This window comes from Microbacterium sp. LjRoot45 (assembly GCF_964253325.1).
Classification (GTDB): Bacteria; Actinomycetota; Actinomycetes; order Actinomycetales; family Microbacteriaceae; genus Microbacterium.
On sequence record NZ_CAXUQM020000001.1, the window covers coordinates 2182398 to 2195800 of the forward strand.

At 66.8% G+C, this 13403-nt stretch carries 15 protein-coding genes and 1 pseudogene; 6 read left to right on the top strand and 10 right to left on the bottom strand.

What is annotated here, in order from left to right; genetic code table 11:
- Positions 1–38 precede the first annotated feature (38 nt).
- The 4 genes from ACSQ18_RS10350 (at position 39) to ACSQ18_RS10365 (ending at position 2229) form a co-directional block, all read left to right on the top strand.
- Positions 39–296: a hypothetical protein gene (locus ACSQ18_RS10350; RefSeq protein WP_436037219.1), complete on the top strand. Its 258-nt coding sequence runs from the start codon at positions 39–41 to the stop codon at positions 294–296.
- Between the two features lie 61 nt (positions 297–357).
- Positions 358–1287: a cytochrome c oxidase assembly protein gene (locus ACSQ18_RS10355; protein ID WP_436037221.1), complete on the top strand. Its 930-nt coding sequence runs from the start codon at positions 358–360 to the stop codon at positions 1285–1287.
- A complete protein-coding gene (locus tag ACSQ18_RS10360) occupies positions 1284–1643 on the top strand; it encodes a DUF6804 family protein (protein WP_436037222.1) in 360 nt (119 codons plus the stop codon). The genes ACSQ18_RS10355 and ACSQ18_RS10360 overlap by 4 nt, the downstream gene beginning before the upstream one ends.
- Positions 1633–2229, top strand: a complete 597-nt coding sequence (locus tag ACSQ18_RS10365) for a vitamin K epoxide reductase family protein (protein ID WP_436037223.1) — start codon at positions 1633–1635, stop codon at positions 2227–2229. Before ACSQ18_RS10360 ends, ACSQ18_RS10365 begins: the two co-directional genes overlap by 11 nt.
- On the opposite strand, the gene ACSQ18_RS10370 is transcribed toward ACSQ18_RS10365, so the two are convergent.
- From ACSQ18_RS10370 to cmtR, 9 genes and pseudogenes are all read right to left on the bottom strand, one after another.
- Entirely contained in the window at positions 2167–2751 is a 585-nt protein-coding gene (locus tag ACSQ18_RS10370; RefSeq protein WP_436037224.1) for a signal peptidase II, read from the bottom strand. The genes ACSQ18_RS10365 and ACSQ18_RS10370 overlap by 63 nt on opposite strands.
- On the bottom strand, positions 2738–4339 hold the full coding sequence (gene lnt, locus ACSQ18_RS10375) for an apolipoprotein N-acyltransferase (protein WP_436037225.1): 1602 nt from the start codon (positions 4337–4339) through the stop codon (positions 2738–2740). Before lnt ends, ACSQ18_RS10370 begins: the two co-directional genes overlap by 14 nt.
- Positions 4311–4970: a DsbA family protein gene (locus ACSQ18_RS10380; RefSeq protein ID WP_436037226.1), complete on the bottom strand. Its 660-nt coding sequence runs from the start codon at positions 4968–4970 to the stop codon at positions 4311–4313. Before ACSQ18_RS10380 ends, lnt begins: the two co-directional genes overlap by 29 nt.
- Complete coding sequence (resB, locus tag ACSQ18_RS10385) at positions 4967–6649, bottom strand: cytochrome c biogenesis protein ResB (RefSeq protein ID WP_436037228.1); 1683 nt, start codon at positions 6647–6649, stop codon at positions 4967–4969. The genes ACSQ18_RS10380 and resB overlap by 4 nt, the downstream gene beginning before the upstream one ends.
- Positions 6630–7364 carry a cytochrome c biogenesis CcdA family protein gene (locus ACSQ18_RS10390; protein ID WP_436037229.1) on the bottom strand — a complete coding sequence of 245 codons (735 nt, stop codon included), beginning with the start codon at positions 7362–7364 and terminating at the stop codon, positions 6630–6632. Before ACSQ18_RS10390 ends, resB begins: the two co-directional genes overlap by 20 nt.
- Positions 7361–7840, bottom strand: a complete 480-nt coding sequence (locus ACSQ18_RS10395) for a TlpA family protein disulfide reductase (protein WP_436037230.1) — start codon at positions 7838–7840, stop codon at positions 7361–7363. Before ACSQ18_RS10395 ends, ACSQ18_RS10390 begins: the two co-directional genes overlap by 4 nt.
- 228 nt (positions 7841–8068) lie before the next feature.
- Positions 8069–8431 (bottom strand): hypothetical protein, encoded by a 363-nt coding sequence (locus tag ACSQ18_RS10400; RefSeq protein ID WP_436037231.1) that lies wholly within the window; start codon positions 8429–8431, stop codon positions 8069–8071.
- A 109-nt stretch (positions 8432–8540) separates the two neighbouring features.
- Positions 8541–10438, bottom strand: a pseudogene (locus tag ACSQ18_RS10405) (heavy metal translocating P-type ATPase).
- Between the two features lie 191 nt (positions 10439–10629).
- On the bottom strand, positions 10630–10965 hold the full coding sequence (gene cmtR / locus ACSQ18_RS10410; RefSeq protein WP_436038430.1) for a Cd(II)/Pb(II)-sensing metalloregulatory transcriptional regulator CmtR: 336 nt from the start codon (positions 10963–10965) through the stop codon (positions 10630–10632).
- Between the two features lie 85 nt (positions 10966–11050).
- On the opposite strand from cmtR, the gene ACSQ18_RS10415 reads away from it, so the two are divergent.
- Complete coding sequence (locus ACSQ18_RS10415) at positions 11051–11395, top strand: ArsR/SmtB family transcription factor (RefSeq protein WP_436037232.1); 345 nt, start codon at positions 11051–11053, stop codon at positions 11393–11395.
- Positions 11392–12639 (top strand): MFS transporter, encoded by a 1248-nt coding sequence (locus ACSQ18_RS10420; RefSeq protein ID WP_436037233.1) that lies wholly within the window; start codon positions 11392–11394, stop codon positions 12637–12639. Before ACSQ18_RS10415 ends, ACSQ18_RS10420 begins: the two co-directional genes overlap by 4 nt.
- Positions 12640–12706: 67 nt before the next feature.
- On the opposite strand, the gene ACSQ18_RS10425 is transcribed toward ACSQ18_RS10420, so the two are convergent.
- Entirely contained in the window at positions 12707–13264 is a 558-nt protein-coding gene (locus tag ACSQ18_RS10425) for a hypothetical protein (RefSeq protein ID WP_436037234.1), read from the bottom strand.
- Positions 13265–13403 lie beyond the last annotated feature (139 nt).

The following is a 13403-nucleotide window of genomic DNA, read 5'->3' on the forward strand; positions in this document are numbered from 1 at the left end:
ACAACCCCGCGCCCCCTGCGCACGACGAAAGGATCTCCGTGCGACCATCACTTCTGGCGAGGATCATCGCTTCAATCGCCGTCGTCATCGGCTCGGTGGTGATGGGAACGGTCCCCGCCTACGCCGCGGACGTGCACCCGCCGGCGGTCGACGGCACCGCTTCCTTCCCGCTGCTGGCGGCGCTCGGCATGGCCATCGTGCTCGTCTTCGGACTCGTGCTTGTCCTCCGGCTCGGATCCATCCACAAGAAGCGCATGCGAGAGGAAGAGGCGGAGTCACCCTCGGATGACGCCTGAGCCCGCGTGGGCGACGCGGGCTGCTCTCCCCCACCCTTCCGATCCGCCCACCCTTACATCGATGCTGCAGCTCGAGGTGCACAGCGTCTCGTTGCTGAGCGTCTTCGCGATCTGCCTGGCAGCGCTGTACGTGGCCGCTGTGATCCGGGTGCGCCGACAAGGGGTGCGCTGGTCGATGACCCGGACACTGCTCTTCGTCGCCGGATGCGCGCTCATCGTGCTCGTGACCGGCACGGAGCTCGATGCCTACGGGGAGCAGTTGTTCTCCGTCTTCATGTTCCAGCAGCTCACTCTGATGATCGCCGTGCCGCCGCTGCTCGTGTGGGGGTCGCCGGGACGGCTCCTCCTGCGAGCGGTGCCGCATCGGGGTCTAGGCGGTCTCGTGCAGCGTGCAGCCCTCGGGGGGCTGCGGTCTCGGTGGGCCCGCGTGCTGCTGCACCCGGCAGTGACCGTCCCGATGTTCCTCATGAGCTACTACGGGCTGTACTTCACTGGTATCGCCGACAACGCGCTCCGCTGGGAGGGCGGACATGTTGCTCTTGAGACGGCTTTCCTCGCGGCGGGCGTGCTCTTCCACCTACCGGTGTTGTCGGATGATCCCCTACCCGTGCGCCACGGTCACGTCGCGGGCATCCTCGACGTCTTCATCGAGATCGCTCTCCATGCGTTCTTCGGCGTCATCATCATGATGAGCACTCGCCTGCTCCTCGACACGTTCGCAAACCCACCCAGCGCGTGGGGCATCGATCCGCTGGCCGACCAGGGCGTCGCCGGCGGACTCGCCTGGGGCTACGGAGAAGGACCGACTGTCCTGATTCTGATCTATCTGCTGCACCGATGGTTCCGAGACGACACGCGACGCGACGCGGCCAGAGATCAGCGTGTGGATCGCGATGGCGATCCCGAGTTGGACGCCTACAACACCTACCTCGCACGGCTCAATGCAGCCGATCCTCCACCCACTGAGAGAGCGGACGAACACACCTCATGACGAAACGACCTCCCGTCCCGTCCGACCGGCAGCGCAACGCGCTCCTCCCCGGGCTGATTCTCGGAGCCACCCTGCTCGTCGGAATCATCTACATCGGCGAGGCAGGTGCATCCATCATCCGCTTCATCGTGGCGATCCTCGCGGTGATCATCGCGTGGTTCGCAGTACCTGCGAAGCAGTGGTGGTGGCTCCTGCCGATGACGGCTGTTGCCGTTCTCTGGAATCCTGTCTTCCCCCTCTCCTTCACGGGCGACCTCTGGGTCGTGACACACATCGTGGCCGCTATCGTCAGCGTCGCAGCGGGCTCGTTCATCAGCATCCCCCGCGTCATTCCGGAGGCCAGCCGTGCTCAATGACAGAAACGACTCTCGCGAAACCGCATTCGCGTCGTTCCTCATCACCGCAGGGCTCGTGGGGCTGATGGCCTCGCTCGCCCTGTCGATCGAGAAGATCGAGAAGCTGCAGAATCCGCGGGGAGTGCTGAGCTGCGACGTCTCGGTGCTCGTGCAGTGCTCCGCCAATCTCGACAGCCCGCAGGGGGCCGTGTTCGGGTTCCCCAACCCGTACCTTGGGCTCGTCGGGTTCGCCCTCGTCCTCTGTGTCGGGGTCGCCGTGCTGGCGACGCCGGGATTCGCCCGATGGTTCTGGGTGGCGTTCCATGTCGGCGTCACGGGTGCGGTCGTCTTCGTGGTGTGGTTGATCTCGCAGAGCATTTACGTGCTCGGGACCCTGTGCCCCTGGTGCATGGTCGTCTGGGTCACGACCATCCCGCTCTTCCTCACGGTCACGGGGCGGCACCTGCGCCGCGGGGTGTACGGCGCTCGCGCGAAGAAGGTCGGTGAATCGGCTTGGCCTTGGTTGCCGCTGGTGGCGATCGTGTCACTTGCGATCGTCGCGGTGCTCGCTCAGTTGCGGCTGAACGTGCTCGCTTCGATTCTCTAAGGCTCCGCGCGACCGGCGCGAGATGAAAAGCAGGACGAGTCCGAGGCCGACACCGAGCGCGACGTCAGCAAGGTTTCCGATGAACAGGTTGCCGTAGGCCAGGAAGTCGATCACGTGGCCGACGCCGAAGCCCGGCGGGGCGAAGAGCCGGTCGATGAGGTTGCCCATCGCACCACCCCACAGAAGCCCGATCGCCAATGCCCACCCGGTGGTGCGCACCTTGCTCGCGGCGATGAACGCCACGGGCATTGCGACGGTGGCGAGGGCCGTGAAGATCCAGGTGGAGCCTGCACCGAAGGACATGAAAGTGCCCGGATTGAACGCGAGCTGCAACCCGAGCAGGTCACCCAGCAGCGGTCGGCGCGTCGACTCGGAGAGGGTGTCGAGTGCGATCGCCTTCGACATCTGGTCGACGCCAACGACGACGGCGGTGATGATCACGGTGAGCGCGAACAAGCGCAGACGCGCGCGGTCGCCGAGGAATCGGCGGGGCGACGCAGGATCGGGCTCAGGCATGGACATGGGAGCTCTTTTCTCGAGTTCGAAGTGGTGTGGCGTCGGGAGTACGACCGGAGTACAGGAGGGCGATGACGAGGGTCAACGCGCCGAGGCCGACGACGACAGGCGAGATCCATGGACCGATGAGAGCCGCGAGGGTTGCCCCGGTGCGAAGTTCGACATCGGCGACAGCGGCATCGACCGTATCGGGCGCTGCCGAGTCGAGAACGGCACCGTCTGGAGCGAACACCTGGCTCGTGCCGACAGTCGAGACGTTGACAACGGCACGACCGGTCTCGATCGCGCGCATTCGCGCGATCGCGGCTTGCTGAAGATTCTCGTCGGTCCCGCGGAAATCGGCGTTGTTCGTCTGGAAAACGAACACCTCCGCGCCATCTCGGATGCCGTCGTAGATGACGGCGTCGTAGATGACGTCAAAGCAGATGGCGAGTCCGACGGTGCTCGCGTCGACGGTGACGACGGGCGGGAGCATACCCGGGGTGTACTCGCGGCGGATGAGGTCGATGAACTGGGGTGCGATGCGCTCGTAGAACCAGCGGTCCGGCACACGCTCTCCGAACGGCACCGGGTTGACCTTGTCATGATGCTGCGGCGGGATGCCGGGCTGCCAGAGGAGGGAGGTGTTGAACGTGTTCTCGCCTCGTTGCGTTGCGGCGTTGATCAGAAGCGGCGCGCCCATAGCGTCCGAGAGCGTGTCGAGCGTTGAGGCTGTCACCCCGTCTGCGAGGGGGTCGCTGTCCACGCTCCCTTCCGGCCACGCCACGAGGTCGAGATCCTCGCCTCGCAGCCGTTCGGTTGCGCTGAGCTGAGCACGGAGAATCTCTCCGTCGCTCGCGGTATCGAAGTATGCCGTCGGGCCATTCCCCTGCACCCACCCGATGCGGATGCTGCCCGCGGGGGTCGTCGGGAACTGCGGGACGACGGCGAACGACACCAACGCCATCACGGTGATCGAGATCGTTCGAGCACGGAAGCGACTCCGCAGCCGCACGAGCTCGACAGCGAGCGCGCTGGTCAACACGACGAGGAATGTCAGGCCGGTCACGCCGACCCACGACAGGAGTTCGGCGAAGGGGCCATTCACTTGACTCGTCCCGATCCGCGCCCAGGGAAAGCCTCCGTACGGCCACGCGCCCATCAGGACTTCACGACCAGTCCACACCGTCGCGACTCCGGCGGCCACGATGATCGGTCGTCCGCGTCCCATCGAGACTCGGTCCAGACCGCGATACACCACGGCAATGGCGGCGGCTCCCACGGCGAACAGCGCCGTCTCCAACGTCGCGAGCGCGAGCCACGGAACCGGACCGAGAAAGCCGCCGACCCAGACCAGCTGAGTGAGATGGAAGACCGCGCCGAACACGCCTCCCACGAGGAGCGCGCCGCCCACTCTCCGCCCCGCGAGGGTGAGGAGCCCGGCAGCCACTCCGAGGAACGCCAGCGGCCACCATGCGAGCGCGGGAAACGCGCCGTCGAGTGCCAGCCCGCCGACGGCGGCGATCGGAACCGCGGCGGCCAGCGGTACGCGCCGCTGTCCGCGGGCGGTGATCGGGCGGGCTGTGTCAGCCGGCGATGGCGCGGTCGAGAGCATCGGTGAGGTCGGTCAGCTGGGTGAGCTCCAGCTTCTCGCCGTCGAGGAAGAAGGTCGGTGTGCCCTCAACGTTCCAGTCGAGGCCTTCGGCGTAGTCCATCTCGACGCGGGTTTGCGTCTCCGGGTCGGCGACCGCGGCATCGAAGGCGTCCATGTCGAGCCCGAGCTCCTCCGCGAAGCCGCGGAAGCGCTCAGCCTCTGAGGTCTGCTTCTCGCCCCACTCGGTCTGCGTTTCGAACATCCGGCTATACATCTCCTCGACCTTGCCCTGTTGCGCGGCGGCCTCGACGGCGATGGCGGCGTTCATCGAGTTGAGGTGCGATGGGATCGGGAAGTAGCGGATGGCGAAGTTGATGTCGCCGCGGTACTGCTCGCGCACCTGCTCGATCACGGGATAGAGGCCACCACAGGCCTCGCACTCGAAGTCGAGGAACTCGACGAGCGTCGGCGCATCGGCACCGGCGTCGTCGAGGACATGCGTGTTGCTGCGCGTACCCGGCAGGGCGCCGTCGCTGCTGCTCTCGGGCGCGGCAGCGGTGGGCTGGTTCATCATCGCGATGAGGATCGCGCCGATACCGAGGGCGATGAGTGCGGCGATGACGATGATCGTCACCTTAGCGGGTGTCTTCATGGGGTTCCTTCTGAACTCGAATGGCGGGTAGGGAGGGAGGCGAGATGATCGGCGCGGAAGCGGTCCAGGGCGTCACCGAGGTTGGGGTCGTCGCCACGCGCCAAAGCCGCGTACTCGAGGGCGACGCGATCGCCTTCGACACGCGCGCGGACCCAGATGCGACGGCGCGGGAAGAGAAGTGCAACGATCAGGCCGAAGGTGGCGATGATCGCGAATACGAGGACCCACGTGGCGCCGGCATCGTGCTGGATCTGCAGAGACGCGAAGCGCTTCACCGACGACATCGGGTCGGTCCCCTCCGACGCATCCTCGAACGTCACGGTGCCCCACCCATCGGGTAGGTCCACGGTGTCGCCGGGTGACAGTTCGAGGGACTCCACGTCTGTGTCCGCACCGGTGCGCTGATCCATTCCAGAGGTGTCGAGCACGTAGACGGAGCGCGGCGTTCCGTCATTGATGCCGAGATCACCGACATAGACGTTGAAGGTCACGACGGGATCCACGAGATCGGGGTAGATAGAGGTCAGCGCTCCGCTGGCCAGCTCGCCACGCGTCGGGTAGAGGAAGCCGACGAGACCGATCTGTTCCGGCAGTCCGTCCGGGACCTTGATGATGCCGAGTGACGTCATGAACGAGTCCTGTGGCAGGAAGGGAAGCGCATCGGAGTACACGACGTCGCCCGCCGCGTTCCTAACCGTGATCGTGGGGGCGTATCCGTTGCCCAGCAGGTAGATGCGTTCGTCGCCGACGGTGATCGGATGATTGACTCGGATGCTCTCGACCCGCTCGGCGGGCATCCCCGGACCACGGATCGTGACGTTGGCTGAAAAGTCGCCCGCCTGACCGGCACCCGGGGTGCCCGGCAGCTCGTACCGCACGTCGAAGGTGTCGAGCGTCATGGCGTACGGCTGGAGCCGGCTACCGTCCACGAATCGTCCCGGGGTGAAAGAGGAGTAGTCGCTCATCGCGTTGACAAAGGTCGTGCCTTCGACGACGACGCGCTGCCCCGTGTACGTGAACCCGCTGGCACCGAGCACCGAGACCAGGACGCCGACGAGCGCGATGTGGAAGACGAGATTTCCGGATTCCCGGCCGTAGCCGCGTTCTGCGGACACCGACCACGAACCCGGCCGGTCGTAGCGCGCCACCCGGTAGCGACGACTCCGCGCCAGACGCTGTGCCAAGTCGACGGCATCCCGGGCCGTTGTCTCCGGGTCGCCGACACCGTCGATGACGGCTGCACGGTGTTGCTCGAGCCTCGTGAAGCGCGCAGGAGTCCGCGGTGGCTGAGACCGCAGCGCCTGGTAATGGTGTCGCGCGCGCGGAATCACACAGCCGATCAGTGAGACGAACAGCAGGGTGTAGATGGCGGAGAACCAGAAGGACCCGTACAGGTCGAAGAACTGGAGTTGGTCGAGGATTCTCGCCCACTCCGGGTTGTCCTTGTAGTACTGGATGACGCCGTTGGGATCGGCGGTCCGTTGCGGAACGAGCGAGCCTGGAATCGCACCGAGCGCCAGCATGAGCAGGAGCACGATGGCCGTGCGCATGCTCGTGATCTGACGCCATACCCATCGCGCCCACCCGGGCGCGTCGAGGCGCGGGCCGTTCACGGTCGGCTCGGGAGCCTCGTCGACGTGATCGTCGGGACGAAGCGGGTCAGAGCGGAAGCGTGACACCGAGCATCACCCCCTGGAGTGCGGACATCAGCATCCCCCACATGCCCGTGACCATCAGGAGCCCGAGAAGGATGAGGAGGACCCCGCCCACGATGTTGATCAGACGGATGTGGCGCCGGACACGCTCCACGGACTTCATCGCCCAGTTCAGCCCCAGCGCGATAACCACGAACGGCAGGCCCAGCCCGAGGGAGTAAGCGAGCCCCAGCACAGCCGCACGCGCCGGGTCGCCGAGGTTCCAGGAGACCGACATGATCGCGGCAAGTGTCGGGCCGATGCAGGGCGTCCACCCGATGCCGAGCGCGATACCGAGCAACGGAGCACTCCACAGACCGCTGCGCGCGGTCGACCGAAGACGGAACGTCCGCTGCGCCCTCGGGAAGGCACCGACGAAGAGTAGCCCCAGCACGATGACGATGACGCCGAGCACGCGGGTCAGCACGTTCGCGTACTCCAGGAAGAATCGCCCCAGCACGCCTCCGAGGATCGTGACGGTCATGAATACGAGGGTGAAGCCACCCACGAACAGTCCGACGCCCACGAGGAGGCGAGGACGGGAGGCGGGATGACCGTTGCTGGTCGACCCTATGTAGCCGAGATATCCCGGCACGAGCGGGAGAACGCAGGGTGAGACGAACGACACGAGCCCTGCCAGTGCTGCGATCAGGACCGCGACCCCGAGGGCCCCATCGAAGATCACGAAGGCGGAGTTCATTCGCCCTCCGCCAGGGCGTCTCGGACGAGCGTGTCCAGAATCGATGCCGAAGGCAGTTCGCCGATGATGCGTGCGGCGACCCGACCCTGCCTATCCATCACCAGTGTCGTCGGCGTCGCTTGAATCGGCGTTACGGCGGCAAACGCCAGCTTCACAGCCCCCTCGTTGACATCGATCACGCTCGGGTAGGTGATGCCGTACTGCTCGGCGAACGAGACGGCGGTGCCGGGCTGGTCGTAGATGTTGACTCCGACGAATCCCACCTTCTCGCGCTGGTACTTCTGCCACACCTCCTCCAGCAGAGGCGCTTCAACCCGGCACGGGCCGCACGCCGCGTACCAGAAGTTGACGACATACACGCGGTCTTTGAACGTCTCGCTGTCGATCGCATCGCCGTGTTCACTCGTTCCGGAGAACGCGACCGGCTCGCCGCGCTCGTCAGCAGCGATCTCGACGATGCGCCCGTCGACCGACACGACACCGGCACCGTCCGGCGGGGTGTACCCCTGCTCGACGCCCGCGCCGGACGCGCAACCGGCGAAAAGAAGGGACATGACGCCCGCGGCTGCGATGTGCACCGCGAGGTCGCGATGGAGAGGGGTGCGCGCGTGCGCACCATGAGGGTGGCGGAACATGAGACTCCCGGCATTCGACGGACATGACGACGTGCGGCGACAGCCCCATCGGGGTCGTCGCCGCACGTGTCACGTGCGGGAGATGCCGAGACCGGTCAGTGAAAGTGTGGGAACGCGTCGAGAGATGGAGACCGGAATGACACGCTGCGCGTGCCCGCGGGTCGTCACGAGGGCGCGCTGCGGCTGCCTGAGACGTCGGCGCAGGAACAGCAGCGCGATGACCCCGCAGAACAGGCCGATTGCGCAGAGTATCCCCGAGGATTCCGCGTCGGAGCTGGCGGGAACAGGCGTCGTGGCTGTGGCCGATGTGCTGCCGAGCGCCTCGTCGACCATGAGCACACTCGCGGCGGCATCGCCCGCCTCAGCCGGACCGCTATGACCGAGTCCGACCACCCCGAACAGGAGGAGGAGCGAGAGCGCAACACTGGTCACGATTCTCGTTATCAGCAGTCGCTCACTCAACATCGCTGCTCGGGTGCGCAATGCGAGAGTCATCGCTTCCATGGTAACCCAGCGCGCTGATGCTCCCGGCATCGCCGGGTCACGCCACCATCTGGAGAACAGGTCTCGCGCCACCTGTAGGAACCGACGGCGCCGTACGCCGTGCCGCGCGGACCCCGTTGAGAATGACGATGACTTCCGCGATTTCGTGGACGAGGACGACGCCGGCGAGTCCGAGCACCCCGAAAAGCGCCAGAGGGAACAGGCCGACGATGATGGCGAGCGCGAGAACGATGTTGGCGGTCATGATGCGCCGGCCGCGTCGGGCATGCGCGAGCGCGCCGGGGATGAGGCGGAGGTCGTGTCCGGTGAAGGCGACGTCAGCGGACTCGATGGCCGCGGCCGATCCCTTCACGCCCATCGCGATGCCGACGGTGGCGGTGGCGAGAGCGGGGGCGTCGTTAATGCCGTCGCCGACCATCGCGGTCGGCCGGGTGCGGGTGAGCGTGTCGATCGCGGCGGCCTTGTCCGCGGGGAGTTGCTCCGCGCGGACATCACTGATTCCGGCGTCGCGGGCGAGAGCGTGCGCGGTGGCGCTGTTGTCGCCCGTGAGCATGATCGTTTCGATGCCCTGGGCATGGAGCATCCGCGCGGTCTGCGCTGACTCGGGGCGCAGTTCGTCGCGGATGCCGATGAGTCCCGCGATCGCGCCGTCCGCTTCGACCACAACGACGGTCATGCCCTGCGAGGCCATCCTGTCGGCGTCTGATCGCGATGTCGCGGCATCGAGCCACTGCACATTGCCCACTCGGATCGGCCGACCGTCGACAATGCCGCGGATGCCGTGTCCGGCGTCCTCGACGACGTCCGTCGCGGCTGTCGAGGGCGGAGCGGCAGCGATGATCGCTGCCGCGAGCGGGTGGGTGCTGGCCGCTTCGACGGCACCCGCCCACCGGAGGACGTCGTCGCGGGACTGGCCATCCGCCGTCCGCACTTCGACGACGGCGGGTTCGTTGCGGGTGAGTGTGCCGGTCTTGTCGAACGCGACCGCCCGGATGGTGCCGAGCTGTTCAAAGGCCTCACCAGACTTGATGACGGCGCCGAACTTCGACGCCGACCCGATCGCACTGATGACTGTCACCGGCACCGCGATTGCCAGCGCGCACGGTGACGCGGCGACGAGGACCACGAGGGCCCGTTCGATCCACGTCCCCGGATCGCCGACAACCAGGCCGAACAAGGCGACGAGGGCCGCCGCGATCAGCACGATGGGCACGAGCGGACGCGAGATCCGGTCGGCGAGGCGCGCGCGCTCGCCCTTGCGCGCGTGAGCTTGCTCGACGAGCGTCACGATCTGAGTCAGCGAGTTGTCGCGCCCGCCGGCGGTCGCCTCGATGCGGAGCGTCGCCGACCCGTTCACGGATCCGGCGGCGACCGCATCCCCCGGCCCGACCTCGACGGGGATCGATTCACCCGTGATCGCGGCGGTGTCCACGCTCGAGCGACCCTCGACGACGACGCCGTCCGTCGCGACCCGCTCACCAGCCCCGACGACGAGGATGTCGAGCTCGCGGACCTCGACCGCGGGAATCGTGGCCTCACCGGCCAGACGCGCCACTCGGACCGTGTCCGGGATGAGCGAGAGCAATGCGCGCAGACCCTCTTTCGCCCGATCCATCGCCCGGTCTTCCAACGCCTCGGCGAGCGAGAAGAGGAACGCCAGCGTGGCCGCTTCTCCGACGTGTCCGAGCAGCACCGCCCCGACGGCGGCGATCGTCATCAGCAGCCCGACACCCAACCGTCCCCGCATGAGGCGACGCAGCGCGCCGGGAACGAACGTGCATGCGCCCGCGAGCAACGCCAGCCACTGGAACACCAGCGCGGTCACGTGCACCCCGCTCCACTCGAGCACGTAGCCGACGAGAAGGAACACTCCAGACAACGCGACGGCAGCAGCGCCATGTCACGCCACCACGCCCCCCGCAGCTCGTCCGGCATCTCCGGACCCGCCGCGCGCGCGACGACATCAGGACCGCAGCAGGCGTCACCGACATCCACCACGACATCACGATGCGCGTCGGTGACGTCCGGACCGTGGCACGCATCCCCACTTCGGGCGGGGCGAGTCATCTCGACGCGTCGGACCAGCGGCGAAGGTCGCGCATCATCCGGACCGCAGCACTCCTCGCTCATGCGCAGCACTCGCAGTGCTCATCCGCGCACGGGGCGCCTTCGTCGACCGCCACGACCGCCTCCAACAGGTGCCGAAGACCTAAGGTCAGGTGGGGGTCCGCGATTTCGTACCGTGTCCGCCGCCCTTCTGGGCTCGCCACGACGAGCCCACATCCCCGCAGACAGGTCAAATGATTCGACACGTTCGACCGCGTCAGATCGAGTTCTCGGGCGAGCTCCGCGGGATACCCCGGAGCATCCAGCAGCGCCAGCAGAATACGCGACCGAGACGGATCGGCCATCGCTCGCCCCAACCGATTCATCACGTCAACGCGAGAGGCAATGGTCATCAGGCACTGACCATACATCGTTCACTGAACTGCCATCAAGCACCCAGAACTACCGCTAGCATGCGACCTAGCCTGTTAGTATCTACGCATGCACGCAGATACGCATGAAGATTCACTGTCGCCGGAGACGCCGCTGGTCGACGTCGCGGTCGAGGTGTTCCGGCTTCTGTCCGACGCAACGCGGGTGCGGATCATCCTCGCGCTCAAGGACGGCGAGCTGTCGGTGAACCACCTGGCCGACATCCTCGATCGGCCGGCGGCATCCGTCTCGCAGCACCTCGCCAAGCTGCGCTGGGCACGGCTCGTGCACGCGCGCCAGGACGGCAACCGCGCGTTCTACTCGCTCGTCGACGAACACGCTCTGCGCGTCGTCAAGGAGGCGCTGCTGCAGGCAGAGCACAGCGTCGACGAACGACCCGCTCACCACGCATGAGCACTGTCGGATCCGGGCTCGTCTCCGTTCTCGCGGATCGCTCTTATCGTCGTCTCTTCAGCGCGCAGGTGATCGCGCTGCTGGGAACGGGCATGCTCACGGTGGCGCTCGGACTCCTGGCTTTCGATCTCGCCAGCGATGAGGCCGGAGCGGTCGTCGGGACCGCGCTGACGATCAAGATGGTCGCGTACGTGGGGGTCGCTCCCCTGGTCGCCGCTGCGGTCGACCGACTCCCCCGCAAAGCCGTGCTCATCGGCGCGGACCTCGTGCGTGCGCTCATGGCGCTGGGCCTGCCGTTCGTCACCGAGGTCTGGCAGATCTACGTGCTCATCTTCCTGCTGCAGTCCGCGTCGGCGACGTTCACGCCGGCGTTCCAATCGACGATTCCGAGCATCCTCACCGACGAGCGGGACTACACCAAGGCGCTCTCGCTGTCGCGGCTCGCCTACGACCTCGAGGCGATCGTGAGTCCCCTCGTCGCCGCGGCGCTGCTGACGGTCATCTCGTACTCGAACCTCTTCGCCGCGACGGTCGGCGGTTTCCTCCTCTCGGCCGCGCTCGTGTTCGCGACGGCGATCCCGGCGCGCTCGGCCCCCGCGCAGACACGCAGCTTCTGGGAGCGCACGACCGAGGGCGTCCGTGTCTTCGTACGCACGCGCAGTCTGCGCTTCCTCATGCTGATGAACGTCGTGGTCGCCGCGGGCACCGCGGTCGTCCTCGTCAACAGCGTCGTCTACATCAAGGGGGTCTTCGCGCTCGACGACAGCGCGCTCGCCCTCGCCTACGGTGCGTACGGGGTCGGCTCGCTCCTGGTGGCGCTGAACACGCCGCGGATCGTGGATGCCGTCGGCGTCACCCGCGCGATGCTGCTCGGCGCGGGAGTCGTCGTCGCAGGACTCACGGGTGCGCTCGTGTTCACCCTCGTGGCGACGAACGGGGATGGCGCGTGGGCCGTGCTGCTCGTCGTCTGGGCCGTCCTCGGGGCCGGTACGTCGCTCATCAACACGCCGTCGGCGCGGCTGCTGCTGGCCGCGTCGACAGAAGACAACCGCGCCCTCGTGTACACCGCCCAGTTCTCGCTCTCGCACGCCTGCTTCCTGATCAGCTATCCGATCGCGGGCTGGCTCGGGGCGTGGACTCTGGTCGCGGCAGTGTCGGCGCTGCTGGGGGTGGCGGTGCTTGCCGCGCTGATCGGCGGGCGGCTCGGCGAGCGAGTACACAAGGCAGTCTTGCCGGAGGACTAGGCGCTCTTGGTTGATGGTTCCGATACCGCTGCGTTCTTTCCGAGCGAGCCCAGACGCTCCTGCCTCCTCAGATTGACCGGCGATTCGGGTTGAGGAGCGTTCCAAGGCCCTCGACGCGTTGAGGATCGAGTCTTCCTGTCTGCAGGCTGCGTAGTTGTCGGCCGAGCCATCGCGCATGTGCGAACTCGACGGGGTCGGATGCCGCGTGAGTGGGTAGTTTGCCTGTCCGTCGCTGGTGTTCCAGGCAAGCTGCCAGTCTGCGCTCCCATGCCGCACTGCGCGGGTCCCAGTCGAATGCGGGCGACACCTCCAGGCGCGCCAGCTGGTAGGCATTGAGCCGATCCTCGAACCGCCGTTGGTACCGCGCCCATTCGCCCAGATGACGTTCGTCCTTGCCCAGGGTGTGGCGGGCCCGAGTGTTCTCGCGCGGGCGTCTCCCTGTCGCCCGATGGAACTGCTCGTACGCGAGCAGGGACATGCTCCACTTCACCGCGCGAGGGTAAAGAACATGATCGTCGGCAAGCAACCGAGATGCCTCCTCCGAGTACCGCCGGCCCTCTTCATCGTGAGCGTCGATGGCCTGCCGGAGTGCGTCGGCGAGCGCGTGCAGTTCCTCGTTGGTCACGGTTGTGCGCGGTCCTTCCATGGGTTCGGGGTTGGCCCCATGGATCTATGCGCGGTGTGTGGTGGGTCAGTGGACACGCAGAGTGACGGCGGTGCTGTCGGTGAGTCGGTGGAGTTGCACTTTCGCGATTCCTAGCCTG

What these genes read in the sequence shown, in the direction of transcription:
- ACSQ18_RS10355 (WP_436037221.1), top strand. Translation starts at nt 358, where the DNA reads ATGCTGCAGCTCGAGGTGCACAGCGTCTCGTTGCTGAGCGTCTTCGCG.
- ACSQ18_RS10360 (WP_436037222.1), top strand. Translation starts at nt 1,284, where the DNA reads ATGACGAAACGACCTCCCGTCCCGTCCGACCGGCAGCGCAACGCGCTC.
- ACSQ18_RS10370 (WP_436037224.1), bottom strand. Translation starts at nt 2,751, where the DNA reads ATGTCCATGCCTGAGCCCGATCCTGCGTCGCCCCGCCGATTCCTCGGC.
- lnt (WP_436037225.1), bottom strand. Translation starts at nt 4,339, where the DNA reads ATGCTCTCGACCGCGCCATCGCCGGCTGACACAGCCCGCCCGATCACC.
- ACSQ18_RS10380 (WP_436037226.1), bottom strand. Translation starts at nt 4,970, where the DNA reads ATGAAGACACCCGCTAAGGTGACGATCATCGTCATCGCCGCACTCATC.
- ACSQ18_RS10390 (WP_436037229.1), bottom strand. Translation starts at nt 7,364, where the DNA reads ATGAACTCCGCCTTCGTGATCTTCGATGGGGCCCTCGGGGTCGCGGTC.
- ACSQ18_RS10415 (WP_436037232.1), top strand. Translation starts at nt 11,051, where the DNA reads ATGCACGCAGATACGCATGAAGATTCACTGTCGCCGGAGACGCCGCTG.
- ACSQ18_RS10420 (WP_436037233.1), top strand. Translation starts at nt 11,392, where the DNA reads ATGAGCACTGTCGGATCCGGGCTCGTCTCCGTTCTCGCGGATCGCTCT.